This is a genomic window from Thermococcus sp. PK, assembly GCF_000430485.1.
Classification (GTDB): domain Archaea; phylum Methanobacteriota_B; class Thermococci; order Thermococcales; family Thermococcaceae; genus Thermococcus_A; species Thermococcus_A bergensis.
Genome location: NZ_KE387149.1, coordinates 845,830 through 861,489, shown reverse-complemented (window position 1 = coordinate 861,489; position 15,660 = coordinate 845,830). Strand labels below are relative to the sequence as shown.

General features: G+C 45.3%; 15 protein-coding genes and 4 pseudogenes. 12 read left to right on the top strand and 7 right to left on the bottom strand.

What is annotated here, in order from left to right; genetic code table 11:
- The first annotated feature begins 17 nt into the window (after positions 1-17).
- Positions 18-1,160, top strand: coding sequence for an iron-containing alcohol dehydrogenase (locus tag THEPK_RS06700; protein ID WP_042699820.1), 1,143 nt, complete (start codon positions 18-20; stop codon positions 1,158-1,160).
- 8 nt (positions 1,161-1,168) lie between these two features.
- On the opposite strand, the gene THEPK_RS12630 is transcribed toward THEPK_RS06700, so the two are convergent.
- Positions 1,169-1,378 carry a hypothetical protein gene (locus THEPK_RS12630; RefSeq protein ID WP_232194549.1) on the bottom strand — a complete coding sequence of 70 codons (210 nt, stop codon included), beginning with the start codon at positions 1,376-1,378 and terminating at the stop codon, positions 1,169-1,171.
- 32 nt (positions 1,379-1,410) lie between these two features.
- Between THEPK_RS12630 and THEPK_RS13595 the strand changes: the two genes are divergently transcribed.
- From THEPK_RS13595 to THEPK_RS06675, 5 genes and pseudogenes are all read left to right on the top strand, one after another.
- Complete coding sequence (locus THEPK_RS13595; RefSeq protein ID WP_042699817.1) at positions 1,411-1,602, top strand: hypothetical protein; 192 nt, start codon at positions 1,411-1,413, stop codon at positions 1,600-1,602.
- A gap of 153 nt (positions 1,603-1,755) precedes the next feature.
- Positions 1,756-2,456, top strand: a pseudogene (locus THEPK_RS12405) (IS6 family transposase).
- 100 nt (positions 2,457-2,556) lie between these two features.
- On the top strand, positions 2,557-2,730 hold the full coding sequence (locus THEPK_RS06685; protein WP_042699814.1) for a zinc finger domain-containing protein: 174 nt from the start codon (positions 2,557-2,559) through the stop codon (positions 2,728-2,730).
- A 10-nt stretch (positions 2,731-2,740) separates the two neighbouring features.
- On the top strand, positions 2,741-3,028 hold the full coding sequence (locus THEPK_RS06680; protein ID WP_042699812.1) for an elongation factor 1-beta: 288 nt from the start codon (positions 2,741-2,743) through the stop codon (positions 3,026-3,028).
- Between the two features lie 165 nt (positions 3,029-3,193).
- A complete protein-coding gene (locus THEPK_RS06675; RefSeq protein ID WP_042699808.1) occupies positions 3,194-3,796 on the top strand; it encodes a hypothetical protein in 603 nt (200 codons plus the stop codon).
- Positions 3,797-3,861: 65 nt separating this feature from the next.
- On the opposite strand, the gene THEPK_RS06670 is transcribed toward THEPK_RS06675, so the two are convergent.
- Positions 3,862-4,881, bottom strand: coding sequence for a tetratricopeptide repeat protein (locus THEPK_RS06670; RefSeq protein WP_042699805.1), 1,020 nt, complete (start codon positions 4,879-4,881; stop codon positions 3,862-3,864).
- Positions 4,882-5,034: 153 nt separating this feature from the next.
- Here THEPK_RS06670 and thsB point away from each other — a divergent pair, with 153 nt between their 5' ends.
- Positions 5,035-6,669, top strand: a complete 1,635-nt coding sequence (thsB, locus tag THEPK_RS06665) for a thermosome subunit beta (protein ID WP_042699803.1) — start codon at positions 5,035-5,037, stop codon at positions 6,667-6,669.
- Between the two features lie 11 nt (positions 6,670-6,680).
- Here thsB and taw3 read toward each other — a convergent pair whose 3' ends face one another.
- Positions 6,681-7,274 carry a tRNA(Phe) 7-((3-amino-3-carboxypropyl)-4-demethylwyosine(37)-N(4))-methyltransferase Taw3 gene (gene taw3 / locus THEPK_RS06660; protein WP_042699800.1) on the bottom strand — a complete coding sequence of 198 codons (594 nt, stop codon included), beginning with the start codon at positions 7,272-7,274 and terminating at the stop codon, positions 6,681-6,683.
- A 31-nt stretch (positions 7,275-7,305) separates the two neighbouring features.
- Positions 7,306-7,605 carry a thioredoxin family protein gene (locus THEPK_RS06655; RefSeq protein ID WP_052315906.1) on the bottom strand — a complete coding sequence of 100 codons (300 nt, stop codon included), beginning with the start codon at positions 7,603-7,605 and terminating at the stop codon, positions 7,306-7,308.
- A gap of 74 nt (positions 7,606-7,679) precedes the next feature.
- Between THEPK_RS06655 and THEPK_RS06650 the strand changes: the two are divergent.
- A pseudogene (locus tag THEPK_RS06650) lies at positions 7,680-8,989 on the top strand (RNA-guided endonuclease InsQ/TnpB family protein).
- 38 nt (positions 8,990-9,027) lie between these two features.
- On the opposite strand, the pseudogene THEPK_RS13080 reads toward THEPK_RS06650, so the two are convergent.
- A pseudogene (locus THEPK_RS13080) lies at positions 9,028-9,123 on the bottom strand (thioredoxin family protein); the annotation flags it as partial.
- A gap of 305 nt (positions 9,124-9,428) precedes the next feature.
- Between THEPK_RS13080 and THEPK_RS06645 the strand changes: the two are divergent.
- On the top strand, positions 9,429-10,736 hold the full coding sequence (locus tag THEPK_RS06645) for a dicarboxylate/amino acid:cation symporter (protein WP_052315905.1): 1,308 nt from the start codon (positions 9,429-9,431) through the stop codon (positions 10,734-10,736).
- A gap of 28 nt (positions 10,737-10,764) precedes the next feature.
- Here the strand turns inward: THEPK_RS06645 and THEPK_RS06640 are convergent, their stop codons facing one another.
- Complete coding sequence (locus THEPK_RS06640) at positions 10,765-11,151, bottom strand: transcriptional regulator (protein WP_042699797.1); 387 nt, start codon at positions 11,149-11,151, stop codon at positions 10,765-10,767.
- A 172-nt stretch (positions 11,152-11,323) separates the two neighbouring features.
- On the opposite strand from THEPK_RS06640, the gene hcp reads away from it, so the two are divergent.
- From hcp to THEPK_RS06625, 3 genes are all read left to right on the top strand, one after another.
- Positions 11,324-12,694, top strand: coding sequence for a hydroxylamine reductase (hcp, locus tag THEPK_RS06635; protein WP_042699795.1), 1,371 nt, complete (start codon positions 11,324-11,326; stop codon positions 12,692-12,694).
- A 185-nt stretch (positions 12,695-12,879) separates the two neighbouring features.
- Positions 12,880-13,905 (top strand): hypothetical protein, encoded by a 1,026-nt coding sequence (locus tag THEPK_RS06630; RefSeq protein WP_042699792.1) that lies wholly within the window; start codon positions 12,880-12,882, stop codon positions 13,903-13,905.
- 4 nt (positions 13,906-13,909) lie between these two features.
- Positions 13,910-14,998 carry a hypothetical protein gene (locus THEPK_RS06625; RefSeq protein ID WP_042699789.1) on the top strand — a complete coding sequence of 363 codons (1,089 nt, stop codon included), beginning with the start codon at positions 13,910-13,912 and terminating at the stop codon, positions 14,996-14,998.
- An 84-nt stretch (positions 14,999-15,082) separates the two neighbouring features.
- Here the strand turns inward: THEPK_RS06625 and THEPK_RS12625 are convergent.
- A pseudogene (locus THEPK_RS12625) lies at positions 15,083-15,660 on the bottom strand (transposase); the annotation flags it as partial.

The window sequence follows — 15,660 nt, the reverse complement described above, 5'->3', positions numbered from 1 at the left end:
ATTTTTGGTGATGGGATATGAAGTTCTTCGGCTTAAAAACGAGGATAGCACTCGGAGAGGGAAGTCTTAGATATGTGGAGAGCATTGCAAAGGGTTACGAGAGGGTTTTAATCCTTTCAAGCAAGTCAATGCGCATTCATGGCTTTCTGAATGAAGTTATGGACTATGTAGAGGAAGCTGGGGCTGAGGTGGATGCCATAACAGAACTGCCGGCAGAGCCAAGCTATGAGGACGTTGAGGAGCTGATGCCAAGGGTTAGAGAGTTTTCTCCGGACTTACTCATAGCCTTGGGAGGCGGGAGCGTAATCGACATCACGAAGGCGATAAAAGTGTTTTACGATGCTCCAGAGCTGAGCTTTGAGGAAATCGCATTCCTCGACAGGTTTACAAAGCCTTCCAAAGTTATTCCCAAACTCAAGACTCCCTTGGTAGCAATACCCTCTACAAGCGGTGCTGGGAGTGAAGTTTCAGCGGCAAGCGTTCTCAAGAAAGATGGCATAAAATACAACTTCGTATCATTTGAAATTGCCCCGGAATATGCTATTTTGGATCCAAGGTTGCCCAGGACTATGCCGAGAGAAGTTGCAAGAAACAGCGGGCTTGACGTTCTTGTCCATGGAATTGAGGCTTATACTACGACAGCAGCCACGCCCTTCAGCGATGCGATGGCGATACAAGCCATAAAAACCGTCTTTAAGTGGCTCCCGCTGTCCGTTAATGGCGATGAAACCGCAAGAGAGAAAATCCACTATGCGGCGACAATGGCGGGGATAGCTTTCTTGAATGCACGTCTCGGAATATGCCACAGCCTAAGTCACAAAGCCGCATGGATCGGTCCCCATGGGTTGCTCAATGCTATCTTTTTACCCTATGTGATTGAATTCAACATGAAAAGCGACTATGCACGGAAGAAATACACTGAGATAGCAAAGGAAATAGGGTTCAACACCGCTGAAGAGCTGGTCGAAGTTGTCAAAGAGTTTAACGAAATGCTTGGAGTGCCCAGGCTCAGCGAGCTTGTAGACGAGGAGACCTTCATGGCAAAGCTGGATGAGATGGCAAAGAAGGCCTATGCAGACCCCCTGGTCAACTTCAACCCGGTAGAGCCAAGTGTTGAAGATATGAAAGAGCTGTATTTGAGGGCATATAGATGGGAATAAAAAAGAAATCAACCAACGGTTATTTCTTTTTCTCCCTCGTTTTCTACTTCGTGAATCTTTCCTCTTTTCATGACTTCTCTTGTTGCCAGCACCAGAATTGCTAGGAGCAGATAGACGGTTGCTGCACCACCAAAGAGTACTTCATAAGCCCTAGTTGTGGGTATCTTGATAGGCACTGGAACACCTGGAATTTGGGCTAGGACATAGTAAGTACTCATCACTGTTCCTGCTACTGCTGGCCCGCAAGCTTTTGAGCAAAATAAAGAACTCCAATGGGGACTATAAAGACAAAGAGATAGAAATGGGGAGATTGCTAAAAGAACTTGAACTACTTTACAAGCAGATCAGCATGTCAGAAAAAGTGGACGAAAAGCAAATAAGAGAAGTGCTGTCTTATAAGGAAAAATTTGTGCAGTTTTTAGTTTTTGAGGAAGATTTATAAGTTCTCCCACTTTTATTTTTGTTAGGGATGATGAGGGAGATTTCGACAGAAAGATGAAGAGACTCGCATGGTCTGACCCGATACTGTCAGGATAAGCAGTGGGGCGTCAGGTTTAAATCCCAGACACTACCACAGAAAAAGAAAGGGGGGAACATGCAAGCCGAAACCATTATCAACCGATTAATTTCAGCCTAAAACCTTTTCGCCGAAACAAAATCCCACCAGAAAAGAAAATCAGAGCAGTAGAACTATACCTGCGAGGCCTCAGCTACAGACAAGTCGGAAAAATCCTCAAAATCAGCCACACAACAGTCTGGGAGGCAGTTCAAAAACTAGCAGAAGCAGTTTACCAGCCAACACTCCTCGCAGTAAGAAAACAGAGGAATTTTATCGCAGTTGATGAGACTGTCGTAAAAATCAACGGGAAGAAAAGATACCTCTGGGCTGCAATTGACGTTGAGAGCAAGGAAGTTTTAGCAGTCTGGATTACGACTGTTAGAAACTGGTGGGTTGCCAGGGATTTCATTCTGGTTGTTTTAAAGTCGTGTGAAGGGCAGCCTGTCTTTCTGGTTGACAGGGCGAGCTGGTATAAGTCTGCTTTTAAGAGTTTGAGGTTGGGTTATCTGCATGTGACTTTCGGGCCGAGGAACAGTGTTGAGCGCTGGTTTAGGACGTTGAAGGAGAGGACGAAGCGTTTCTGGAATAATTTCAGGGGTAAAGACTGGAGGAGAGTTCATAGGTTTGTTTTTCTGTTTGCCTTCTGGTATAATTTTGTCAGAATTCATTCTAGGTTTGATAGGCCTCCGGGTGATGTTATTGAATGGCTTCAGGAGGTGATGCCCCAGTTATCCTGACAATATCTCTGACCCTCTCGAAAGTTTTATAAATAGACTCCCTTTATTGCGTTAAGAATTACGATGACAAAAAACCTCATTTCTAAGGAGGTGGTTTGAAATGGCCGAGACAATCCCTGTATGTACATCATGTGGAAAAGAGATAACACCAAGAGAGCACGCTACCCACTTTATATGCCCGAACTGTGGAGAAGAAGTTATATGGAGATGTGAAAGCTGCCGTGTCCTTGGGGTAACCTACAAGTGCCCCAAGTGCGGATGGGAAGGACCTTGAGGTGAAGAAAATGAGCGACTTTAATTTGGTAGGAGTTATTAAGGTTATGCCAACCGACCCGGAAGTGAACCTCGACGAACTAGAAGCAGCTGTCAGGAAGACACTTGAGGAGAAATTTGAGGGCAAATATGGAATATCCAAGATTGAAAGGCAGCCAATTGCATTTGGGCTAGTTGCACTTAAAGTCTACGTGCTTGGAAAAGATGCTGAAGGATATTCCTTTGATGAGGTTGCAGAAGCATTTGCCCAACTTGAAAACGTTGAAAGTGCAGAAGTTGAGACAGTTTCTAGATTTTGATAGCCTTATTTTTTATTTTGAAAAATTTTAAAAGTTTAAGCAGCCTTTCTGGCCCCTCGCTGTGAACGGCGAGGCTTTCGGAAGAAAAATGTAAAATTCTACCTGGCTTTCCGATACATTTTTAAGTGTTTAAGTGGTATTTTTTAAACAGGGGGAAATAAAGCTATGCCATATTATGCTCATGCTACTGATCCGGTGACTTTTGGAACATTTTTTGTGCTGTATTATGCCACAATACCAACAGTAATATTCCTGTGGTTCTGGAAATACTACCATTATATAAAAAAGGGTGACTATCACCTAAAACAACTTGCAATTCTAATATTGCTGGCTTTTGTAATTACTTCTTTTTCAGGCTTTAAAATCCTCGACCAGTACCTCTATATTTATTCGCCGGTTGATGAAAAAATAACCTGCTATTCCTCCTCCTGCATTCTTTCTTCGCCACTAATAACGGAATACAACTTTGCTAGAGAGGATTTTGAGAAAGCGGGTGTTCCATCTATAGGTCTTATGAGGATATATAGAGTCTACGACACCGGGATAAGCCACTCACTCTTGAGTCCAAAGAAATTAAACCATGTAGTCATCACAAGACCCTTGTTTTTTATTCCCGTGACCGAAGTGCATGTATATAGCATCTCAGAAGACAGGAAAATAATAGGCAAGGATAAATTTTACCTGATATGGCCAAAATCTCCAGGAAAACTACTTACTGAAAAATTTGATTTCAAGTTCAGCGTGATGATAGTGCCCGGAAGCTCGTAGATTACTCTTTTTCGATTTTTTTGGAAAAATGGAAAATAGGATAGGGCGTCCTTTGATTCTAATTTTTAAAGTCTTACACTCAAAACGCTTGTACCAATTTTCTTAAGTTCGTCGAGCAGCTCTTTGAACTCATCTACGCTTATGGTTCCATAGACTCTGTCGTATTCATTATCTAGACCGTCTTTAAGTTTTGCAAGCTCTTTTACAGCAGTGAAAAACTTTTCGTATTCCTCGTTTATGTCCTCAAAAGCATCTGCCAGACTGCCTATGTTTTCATAAACTTCTTTGTACATTTTTTCCTCGAAGAGCTCTGTTATAAAGTTATACAGTGCATCAAATGCAATGCTGAAAAGCTCTTCATTGTCAACTTCTAAGGCTTTTAGGAGAGCTAGTTTGAGGGATTGGAATGCCCCTTTGAAGTCCTCTTGTGCGGCTTTTATCTCGGCTTCAACTATCCGTGCATTAATTTCAATCTCTGCATCTCTGGGAGTTTTTAAGATTTCTGAAAGGAGCTCTTCACTCTTCTCATAGTCCCCGAGTTCATAGTAAAAATGAGCCAAATCAAGCAAACTTACTAGATAGTTCCTCTCATCGCCAAGCTCTTTAAACATTACACTCGCTTTTTCCATCAATTCTATTGCCTTTTCTGTTTCTTCCAGCTCATCATAGTTTATTGCAATGTGTGCCAGAGTTAGGGCCTCTTCTTTTTTATTTCCAAGTTCCCTTTCAAGTTCCAGAAGCTTTTCATATGTCTCTATAGCTTTATCTGGCATTCCAAAATGTTCATAGGCATCTGCAAGATGGTAGAGGGCATCTAGGTATTTTTCTCCTTGGTCTTTATACTTCTCCACGAGCCTCCTGTAAACGTCCAATCCTCTCTCAAGCTCATCCAAGTGGGCATAAATGTGAGCCAGCTCATGAGCGAGTTCATAAGCCTCTTCCTCACATTCTGGGACAAGTTCCTCAAGTTCTTGGAGGAGATCTCTAAGCTCCTTTTCACTTTCAATAATTTCTAGGTAATCATCAAGGTACTCGAGGACTTTTTGGCAGTCCTTACTTTCTAATGCTTTTTTAAACTCTTCCATCTCCTTTTCACCGTGTGTTGTTTGAGGAGTAGCTTAAAAAGGTTGACCGAAAAATTTATAAATAGCACAAAGGAATGGATAATCGGAATGAAAACACATTGTAACTAAAAACTCCCCGCAGATAAGAAATAAAAAAGTCGGGGGTGGGTAGAGATGGCCCAACTTGCAGGCCAGCCAATATTGATTCTTCCCGAAGGAACCCAGAGATATGTTGGAAAAGATGCCCAAAGATTGAACATTCTTGCAGCAAGAATCGTTGCTGAAACCGTAAGAACCACCCTTGGTCCAAAAGGTATGGACAAAATGCTTGTTGACAGCCTTGGAGACATAGTCATCACAAACGACGGTGCAACTATTCTTGACGAGATGGACATCCAGCACCCAGCTGCCAAAATGATGGTCGAAGTTGCAAAGACCCAAGACAAGGAAGCTGGAGATGGAACCACAACAGCGGTAGTCATCGCTGGTGAGCTCTTAAGAAAAGCCGAGGAGTTGCTCAATCAGAACATCCACCCAACGATAATCGTTAAGGGTTACACCCTTGCAGCTGAAAAAGCTCAAGAGATACTTGAGAGCATTGCAAAGGATGTCAGCCCGATGGATGAAGAGATACTCATGAAGGCAGCAACAACAGCCATAACTGGAAAAGCGGCAGAGGAAGAGAGAGAATACCTTGCAAAGCTTGCTGTTGATGCTGTAAAACTAGTTGCAGAGGAAGTTGATGGCAAATACGTTGTGGACATTGACAACATCAAGCTTGAGAAGAAGGAAGGTGGAAGCGTAAGGGACACTCAACTCATCAAAGGTGTTGTTATCGACAAGGAAAGAGTTCACCCAGGAATGCCAAAGAAAGTCGAAAATGCCAAGATCGCACTTATCAATGAAGCACTTGAAGTCAAAGAGACTGAAACAGACGCTGAGATTAGAATCACAAGCCCAGAGCAACTCCAGGCATTCCTTGAGCAAGAGGAGAAGATGATCAAAGAGATGGTCGACAAGATCATCGCAACAGGTGCTAACGTTGTCTTCTGCCAGAAGGGAATTGATGACCTAGCACAGCACTACCTCGCAAAGGCAGGAATACTAGCAGTTAGAAGGGTCAAGAAGAGCGATATGGAGAAGCTTGCCAAGGCCACAGGTGCAAAGATCGTCACAAACGTAAGAGACCTCACACCAGAGGACTTAGGTTACGCTGAGGTAGTTGAGGAGAGGAAAGTCGCTGGAGAGAACATGATATTTGTTGAGGGTTGCAAGAATCCAAAGGCCGTCACAATCCTCATTAGAGGAGGAACAGAGCACGTGGTCGACGAGGTCGAAAGAGCCCTCGAAGACGCCATCAAAGTCGTCAAAGACATCGTTGAGGACGGAAAGATCGTTGCCGGTGGCGGTGCTCCAGAGATCGAGCTTGCTATCAGACTCGACGAATACGCCAAAGAAGTCGGTGGTAAGGAGCAGCTCGCTATTGAGGCCTTCGCCGATGCATTGAAGGTAATTCCAAGAACCCTCGCAGAGAACGCAGGACTTGACCCAGTTGAGACTCTCGTGAAAGCAATTGCAGCCCACAAGGACAAGGGACCAACAATCGGTGTAGACGTCTTTGCTGGAGAGCCAGCTGACATGCTCGAGAGAGGAGTCATTGAGCCACTGAGAGTCAAGAAGCAGGCCATAAAGAGCGCAAGCGAAGCTGCAATAATGATCCTCAGAATCGACGACGTCATCGCCGCAAGCAAGCTTGAGAAGGAGAAGGAAGGCGGAAAAGGACCAGGAGAAGAAGAAACTGAGTTCTGAAGTCCCTTTCCCTATTTCTTAAGTTTTTCAATTTCATTCTCAAGTCTTTTGAGCTTTTCCTTGGCTCTTCTGAGCTGGAGGTTTGCAATTCCAACTATCCTCTTAAGATAATCCTCACTCACCCAGAGTTCCCCATCCATACCCAATGGAACGTCCATTCTCTCAGTTGAGCGAATTTCCACTACGAGCTTTTTGTGACTTATGCTTTTGATGTTTGAATGCTTGAAGCCGCAAGATATGGCCAGATTGAGCAATTCCACAGCATCTTTTAGGGTTTTTGCGGAAATGTGGAGTATTGGGCTGTGAAGCATGAACCAGAGCATGCCCTCGCTGTGTCTTCCTATAGCCTCAAGCACCTCTGCCAATTCCACTTCCCTATGCCACTTGCCTAGCCATACTGCATTGAGCTTGTCCCCAAAATCCGGCATCTGCATAACACTTATCCTGCCTGAGCAAGAACTGGTCGTGAAGTAATTTTCAAGGGAGTTTACCTTCTCTAAAAGAGAGATAATATCCTTGTCCACTAGGTCTTTTTCGAGAGCTTCCTTCAGGCTTTCAAGGGCTTTTGCCTTCTGCAGCTCAAAATTTTTCTCATACAAAAACATGGGAGAAATTAAAGAGGGCGATTTTTAAAGTTTATGCGGAAAGATATTGCCTAACTCTTCTCTCAAATTCAGCAAAGTTCGGCACACCTATGAATTCAACCCGATTGTTTATTAAAATTGTTGGTGTTCCCATTATGTTGTGTTCCATAGCCTTTCTCTGCCCTTCTGGAGTCGCAACGCTCACTTCCTTTGCTACCACTCCTTCGTATTTTCTCGCTATTTCCTGGGCCATTGACCATGCTATCGGACAGTAAGGACAAGTGGGAGAAGTTATGACCTCAATGACTTTTTCTTTTTTCAAGCCTCGCCCTTCAGGGCGGGGTACAAACAACCACGAACAAGCCCTTTGGCGATAAAGCAAAAACACTTTTAAACTCAAAGATGTAAAATTAATAATGAGGGACAATGAAAAGAGCAGTAACGCTCAAGCTCCAACCCTCAAAAGAGCAGGAGAAAATCCTCTTCGAATTAGCCCAAGCCACCGCAATAATCTGGAACAAACTCAACTACGAAAGGCTCAAACAGTTCAAAGAATTCGGGAAAATAGACTTTGGAACAACAGAAAAAGAAGCCTACTATACCTTCAAGGACTGGGTTGGTGGCTCAACAGTACAACAATTGTCAAGAAAAAATGCTGAAGCGTGGCGTAGTTTCTTCTCCCTACTCAAGAAGAAAAAGAGGGGCGAACTGTCAGAATGGTTCAAACCACAGCCCCCAAAATTCGTCAAGGAGGAGAACGGGAGAAAACTCTTCATCATCCCACTCCGAAACGACCAATACAAAATTGAAGGCAACATGATCGAGTTGAGACGCCTAGGAAAATTCAAAACACTAAAAATCCAATTCAAGGGGAGAATACACTTGAAGGGCAAGCAGGGGAGGCTTGAGATTATCTACGATGAGGCAAGACGCAAGTGGTACGCTCACGTGAGCTACACGGTCGAAGAAAGACTAACTAACGGGGATTGGGTTAAAGTTCCAAGAGAGCCAAGGGGTAATCTTTCAGCCGGAATCGACTTGGGGGTAAACAATTTAATGGCCGTTTACGTCGAAAACGGCGAGGCTTTTCTCGTTAACGGGAGGCCATTAAAATCAATAGACTTCTACTGGCAGAAGAGGATTGCTGATTATCAGTCAAAGCTCAACAAGTCCGGCTACAAGACGAGCAGAAAGCTCAAGAGAATGCACGAGAAGGCTAAACTTCAGGCAAGGCACTACATTAACACGGCAGTCAAGCAGATGGTTGAAAGGCTTTATCACCTAGGAGTTTCGAAGATAGTTGTTGGTTATCCTGAGGGCATTTCAAGAAACTCTGACCGAGGCAAAAAGCAGAACTTCATCCTCTCCCACGTCTGGCGGTTCAATACAGTGATTCAGCGTCTCAAGGAAGTTGCTGAAGAGTATAGTATTGAAGTTTTGCTTGTTGATGAGGCTTTCACCTCACAAACCTGCCCCCTCTGCGGCCAGCGGCACTCTGATGGTAGGATTTTTAGGGGTTTATTCAAGTGCCGCAGGGAGGGCGTTGTAATGAACGCTGACTTGGTTGGAGCGTTTAACATTTTGAGAAAGGCAGTTGAAAAGATAACCCCGAGCCTTCCTGCTTTAGCGGGGGTAGGGGTAACGGGGGGAAGACCCTCCCCGAGGGGTCGAAGACCCGCTTTAACTTGGGTCTAAATGAAACCCCTCAAACCTCCCTGCCAATGGCGGGGGGTTAACTCGTTGGAACCCTCGCCCTTCAGGGCGGGGAGGAGGTCAGAACCTTCGGTTCTTTGGGCTTAACCTCGATGATACCTGCTTTTTTCATGAGCTCAAGCATCTTTTTCCTCCTAATCATCTCAAGCTCATCCATGTCCTCACCCCCAAGAAAAATTCAAGTGAAAGAATTTAAAAATGAATTTATGAAACAATCTTCAACAATCATTGCACCATTTCTTATTGAATGCGATTAGAGGGGTTAAGTAGATTTGGGTAATTAGCATAGCCAATAGGCACCATAGATATCTTATGAGACATACTCCTCATTAAAATCCATTATTGACTAATAAAACACATTGATGTATTAATGAAACTTAACCGACACAAAAGGTTATATATACCTTCTATATGACAATTAGGTGTAAAAAAGTTCATAAATCCAATCTGGAGGTGAACTTATTGAGTATAATAAAAAAGTACACCAGTATACCTCTGCCATATAGAGTTGGTGTTGCATTTTTATTGGGTGTCGCATTCGGGCTGAGTCTGTGGTACTACGACATGGCAAATGGAAGCAATCTCGGTGAAAGGGTAGCAACATACATTTCACCTTTTGGTGCAGTGCTCGTAAGGATGCTCAAAATGGTCGTTATACCGATAGTGTTCTTCTCTCTCATAGTCGGATCTTCAGGACTCTCACCAAAGAAGCTGGGAAGGGTTGGTGCAAAAGTTCTCCTATGGTACATGCTCACATCATTTATAGCTGCAATGATAGGTGTCGGTATTGCAATGTTCGTGCACCCCGGCCAAGGTGTGGCGGTTGACGTTGAAAAACTTGGGAGCTCTATGGGAGAAGGAGGCCCCTCAATAACCCCGCCTTCAGGGCTGACGGATTTAATTCTTAAGATGTTCACAAACCCCTTTGAGGCATTGGCAAACGGTGAGTTCCTTCCGATAATAGTCTTTGCCCTCCTGTTTGGTCTCGCGGCGAGAGTTCTCCTTGACCACACCCAAAATGAAACCGAGAGAAGACAGATTCAAATGGCACTTGACTTCGCTTCCGGCGCAAACTCGGTAATGTTCAAGATAGTCTCCTGGATTCTGGAGTACTTCCCAATAGGTGTGTTCTCACTAGCAGTTGTCAACTTTGGACTCTACGGGCCAACCATAATTGGACCTTACCTAAAGGCCGTTTTGGGCGTTATTTCAGGAATTGCTATAATGATATTCATCGTTTACTCCATCCTGCTTTCAATCGTCCTCAAGGAAAACCCAATAGACTTCTTCAAGAGGGCCAAGGAAGTTATGATAACCTCGTTCTTCACCAGGAGCAGTGCCGCTACACTTCCAGTCACAATTAAAACCGCAATAGAGTCTTTCAAGATAAAGAGGGAGCTCGCAGAATTCTCTCTCCCAGTCGGTGCAACAATCAACATGAATGGAGTATGTATACACCTTCCGATGTGGGCAGTCTTTGCAGCAGATGTCTTTGGCATTGACCTCACAGTTAGCTCTTTGGCCATAGTTATAATAACCACTGTGCTGTCGGCAATAGGTGCAGGAGGAGTCCCCGGAGGAAGCCTAATGCTCCTCTTCATAGTGCTTGGAACCCTTGGCCTTGAGCCAAGCCAGATAGCGATAATAGTCGCCCTCGCTTTGGGAGTCAACCCACTCATAGACATGTTTGAGACAATGAACAACGTTACCGGAGACCTCTGCTGTACCTATATTGTTGCCAGAAAAGAAGACATGATCGAGAAATCGTAAATCTTTCTCTTCAACCTTTTTTATTTAATCATCCAAAGGTTTCTATACATATCCTGCATTTCTTCGGGTCTATCTCAGGGTCTACCCTTGAGTGAAAGGAGCAGACGTAGCCCTTTCCGAGCATCTCAACGGTTATCTTAATTAGTTCTCCATGAATGTAGTACTCGTCGGGCTTCTCTTTCATGATTCTATCCGCCAGTCCCCTTAGCTTCTCGTCAATGTCAGGGAACTTCTCCACTTCTATGAGGGCGCCCCTGTTCATCCCTAAGTATCTCGAAACGGCAGACTGGGTTATATGTAAAAGCTCCGCTATCTGGGTCTGGGTGAGCCCCCTCTCCCTCAAAATCTCCACCAGCCTTCTGCGGAGGGCAGGGTATACGTATTTTGCCACGGCATCGAAGGCGTTCGTCTTCATGATACCCTTTTATGACATACGGAATATTTAAACTTTTCTGTCAACTTCTCCAACTTTTTGTCATGACATAAGTCATATAACTTTTTTAGGTTAATAAACCGCAAAGCTTTTATGCAAAAAATTTCAAGGATAATCGAAGTATGACATGTGTCATAAAAAGGGAGGTATGAAGATGGCGATAAGAGTGCCCGAAGAATTTGATATGCTGTGCAACCAGTGCTCCATGAGTTTGGCCGGGGGGTGCACAGTCAGGGGAGTATGCGGGAAGGATCCCGACCTTAACTCACTCCAGGAGGCCTTGCTTTACGGCATAAAGGGCACCTCTGCCTATTACTACCATGCACTTGAAGTAGGATATGACAGCCCAGAGATAGGACACTTCCTAGCTGAGGCGCTCTACTCGACACTGACCAACGTCAACTTTGACAAGAACCGCTTCCTTGAGCTGATCCTTGAGAACGGAAGGGTTCACCTTGAGGCGATGAAGCTCCTAGACAGGGCCTATGTTGAGACCTTTGGAAGGCCCGAGCCGGTTGAAGTCCCCACCGGGACTTCAGAGGGCCATGGAATACTCGTCACCGGCCACAGCTACAAGGCACTTTACGAGCTCCTCAGACAGATAGAGGAGAAAGGCCTAGAAGACGAGATAAAGGTATACACCCACGCGGAGATGTTCCCGGCCCACGCGTACCCGGAGCTCAGGAAGTTTAAGGCCCTCTACGGCAACTGGGGCGGGTCTTGGCTCTATCAAAAGAAGGAATTCGCCGAGTTCCCAGGGGTTATAGTGGGTACTAGCAACTGTGTCCAGCAGCCCACGAAGGCCTACGCCGACAGAATCTTCACCGCCGGAATAGCGGGCCTGGAGGGAGTCCCGCACATAGGGGACTACAACTTTGAGCCGGTAATAGAGAAGGCCCTTGAGACGCCGAAGATGAAGGCCCACGACGGCGGAAAGCTCCTCACCGGCTTCCACCACACCAACGTCCTCGCGATGAAGGACAAGCTGCTTGAGCTCATCAACGAGGGCAAGATAAGGCACATTTTCGTTGTTGGGGGCTGCGACACGCCCCACAAGGGCATGGGCTACTACGAGAGGCTGACCGAGCTCATTCCAAAGGATGCACTCATCCTTTCCGCTGCCTGCGGTAAGTTCCGCTACAACGCGAGGGACTACGGCACCATCGAGGGAATTCCGCGCTTCCTTGACTTCGGTCAGTGTAACAACGTGTACTCCATAATTGAGATAGCAATAGCTTTAGCGAACGAGCTTGGAACCGATGTAAATTCTCTCCCGGTGAGCATCGTTTTGAGCTGGATGGAGCAGAAGGCCATAGCGATACTCTACTCGCTCCTCTACCTCGGAGTAAAGGGCATATACCTCGGCCCCAAGCCGCCAGAGTTCCTTACGCCGAACGTCTTTGAGATCCTTAGGAAGAAGTTCGAGCTGAAGCTCATAAGCGATCCAGAGAAGGACCTGAGGGAGATGCTTAGCAAGGGCATCAGCGTTGATGAGAGCGCCCCGCTGGCAGAGGAGCTGGAGTGAGGGTTTTTCTATTTTTCTTTTTAATGCTTGTTATTATCGGGTTGCCATGTTTTTGGTAATTGTATCACTCAAACTCCTCCCAGTTAGATTTTATTCTGATTTTCATTGCCTTGTTAAACTTTTGATAGTAAATCTTTTAAGGTTTTGGATTTGCTATCCATTGAACTCTGTGGGGGTGTTCAAGAATGTGGAAGAAAGCCCTTGCCGTACTCTTCGGGTTTTTAATGTTGGGACTAACTGTTAGCAGTGCCAGCGCCTCGGCGAGCTTTGTTAACGGCACGGTGAACGGTACCGTAACGGTTCCGCCAGAGTTTAATCCCGAGAAAAAGCCCGGGGACGAGGTTCGGCCGCAGTTCGGCGGTGCCACCGTCGTTGCAGAGCCGTTCATCAGCGCTTTTGTTCCGGGCATAGGGTGGATAGTTGCTGTCGGTAGCATCGTAGCATTAATTGCCAAGTACGTGTACTCAAAGCCAGTCAGCGAGTTTACTGAGGCTTTTGTGGGTGAAATTCCAGACAAGATTACTTACAATGGGCAGGAGCTGGCAAAGGGCGTTAAGACGAACTTCTGGGGGACGGAGGTAGAGATTGGTTATGGTTATGTCAAAAAGGAATGGGGCGGACTTAAAAAGGAAGCCGTCATAGTAAAGCCAGTTATCACAATAACCAGGGACGAAGTCAAGGCTGTAGAAGACTTATTCAGCCCGAAGGAGTACGGCAAACTCTTGGCACAAGCATACTTAAACGGCTGGGACGCTGAGAAGGCAAAGGATATAGTGAAGGAGTTTCACGACGAATACAAAGATGTATTTGTGAAGAATGGGGTGACGTTCAGAGGTACTGATACCTGCAAAATAAAGTTGCCCTCAGGTGAGGTGATATTAGACAATGACAGGGCATCCCACATAGTTGGCAGACACGTCTTTGGGATTTATGAATATGATGGGCAAGCGGACCCCACAGTATTTCCGAAGTATTTAACAATGAGGGAAATCGTTATCCTAATCAAGAAAACCATTGAGGAAGGAGAAGTGCAATGTGGGAGCATTAAGCCCCTGGGGGATGGAACGATAAGAGTATCCATGGAGAAAACATTTCCTGAATTAAGAACTGACAGGTATACATCAAAAACATTAAGAGTCGTACTCGAATATAATCCCAAAAAGGGGCTGTACAGGATAATAACGGCCTACCTAAAGTGGTTAGGGAGGTAGACAAATGTCGTTCTCCATTTTATTTTTTCCAAAGGATGAGGAAGGGCTGAAGACTCACTTCAAATACGATATAACCTTGAACTTCGAGATAAACGGCGAAGTCATTAAAACGCTATGCAGTGGACGAGAGGCAGTTTTCAGTGCGATTTACCTTCTGGCATTCTGTTCAGCTTCCTGCGAAGGCATAAAAGAGCTGGAAATGCGCAGTGGTCTATGCACAACTTTCTTGAGCGACGTAGAGCAATGTCAGAGTGCTAAGGGCAAGCTTGTCACCGACTTCGGTTCAATAGAACCATCGGTCGTCTTTGCCTTTACCAAAAAGTCTGACAAAGTCAGAATCGAGGTTCTCGTAGATTATGAAATTGAGTACTACAAAACATTTGAGGTGTCGCTGAGTGAGGTGGCAAAGTCGGTATTGGAGTTTTTGGAGTCCGTGGTGAGCATTGTCGGAGATGACAAGCTGAGAAGAAGCTTGGAAATTGCCAAGGACATTGCGACAAGAGAAGGTCTGATTGCCCCATCCGCAGAGGAAGGCTTCAAAATAACTGTTGATTGGGTGGGGGAGTTTAAATGCGGGTCCAAACGAATGCCCCTGCTGTATTCAGGGGTGAGAGCCAGAAGGGTGTTGTTTAGTGGCATAGTCGATCCGCTAAGCTTTGCATCCGAGCTCATTAACCTCGCACTTCTCACAGAGGAGAGCCGTGAAGAGACCAGTACTCCGGTACCATTGGCGTACAGGGATTGGTTTAGAGAAGCACTCGCCTTAATCGGAACTGTAGGCAAGAAAAAACCTGCCATGATTTTAACACTGGGGAGCTTTGATCCGCGGCCAATTTTCGTTTTCAGGGACTCCGGCGAACTCCTCTTGGTCAGTCCCTCACGCAAAACTGTAGCAAGAGTACCCGCCAAAGACATCGTCCCGGCCGTTAGCTCCGCAGTTTTGGATGTGGTCGACTGGTTGAAGAAGTGGGACGACACGGAGTATCCAGGATACGTCTCGAAAGAAAAGGCGATATCAATGATAACTGAGGAGCTTGAGAGGATAAAACAGAAAAAACCGGCTAGGGGAAGAGAAGAGACACATCCCCTGTAAGGGCAAAATAGCACTGGAGGTGGACACAGAAATTGGCAGAGTAAGGGGGATACTACAGAGGATAGGATACAAAAGCTACAAACCCTAGTTCCCCTCACCTGTGAAGTTGTATAATCTGTCCAGATTCACGGCCAGAATCGCTCCTAAAATCCTGACAGTTAACCCATTCAAACTAACACTCCTGCTCGGCCTCAGAAGAAACTTAGAAAACCTAAAAAAATCTCAATCCTCCTGCGAAAGTCAGACAAGTAGTTGTAAAACTTCTTCTCCTCCAGATTACTAATCTGATTCCCCCGCTTTACTGGCGTGTAAACAACGCCAAAACCTCAGAAATTCCTCCTCGAGCCCCCCTGCTAACATACCCCTTATCCAAAAAACAGAAAAACAGCCGGAAAAACTCCTCAACAATCACCCCAGAACTTTTCCCGGACAACACTCACATCATGCTTATTCGCCGGATCAACAGACAGTAAAGCCAGCAAATTTCCATCAGAGTAACAGGTCAGCTTGTACCCATTAGTAAAACTTTTTTTAGAGGGAACAAACCCAACTGCGGGCTTTTCAGAGATGATTTCTGAAGAACCCTTCTTCTCCTTCCTGTTTTTTCTGGCCAACTCCTTGGTCTGAATGGGCTTTGAGTCCAGTATTCTAACGTATTCTCT

Coding starts and splice junctions, on each gene's coding strand:
- THEPK_RS06630 (WP_042699792.1), top strand. CDS start 12,880: ATGTGGAAGAAAGCCCTTGCCGTACTCTTCGGGTTTTTAATGTTGGGA.
- THEPK_RS06675 (WP_042699808.1), top strand. CDS start 3,194: ATGCCATATTATGCTCATGCTACTGATCCGGTGACTTTTGGAACATTT.
- THEPK_RS12630 (WP_232194549.1), bottom strand. CDS start 1,378: ATGAGTACTTACTATGTCCTAGCCCAAATTCCAGGTGTTCCAGTGCCT.
- taw3 (WP_042699800.1), bottom strand. CDS start 7,274: ATGTTTTTGTATGAGAAAAATTTTGAGCTGCAGAAGGCAAAAGCCCTT.
- hcp (WP_042699795.1), top strand. CDS start 11,324: ATGGCGATAAGAGTGCCCGAAGAATTTGATATGCTGTGCAACCAGTGC.
- THEPK_RS06625 (WP_042699789.1), top strand. CDS start 13,910: ATGTCGTTCTCCATTTTATTTTTTCCAAAGGATGAGGAAGGGCTGAAG.
- thsB (WP_042699803.1), top strand. CDS start 5,035: ATGGCCCAACTTGCAGGCCAGCCAATATTGATTCTTCCCGAAGGAACC.
- THEPK_RS06700 (WP_042699820.1), top strand. CDS start 18: ATGAAGTTCTTCGGCTTAAAAACGAGGATAGCACTCGGAGAGGGAAGT.
- THEPK_RS06685 (WP_042699814.1), top strand. CDS start 2,557: ATGGCCGAGACAATCCCTGTATGTACATCATGTGGAAAAGAGATAACA.
- THEPK_RS06670 (WP_042699805.1), bottom strand. CDS start 4,881: ATGGAAGAGTTTAAAAAAGCATTAGAAAGTAAGGACTGCCAAAAAGTC.
- THEPK_RS06680 (WP_042699812.1), top strand. CDS start 2,741: ATGAGCGACTTTAATTTGGTAGGAGTTATTAAGGTTATGCCAACCGAC.
- THEPK_RS06640 (WP_042699797.1), bottom strand. CDS start 11,151: ATGAAGACGAACGCCTTCGATGCCGTGGCAAAATACGTATACCCTGCC.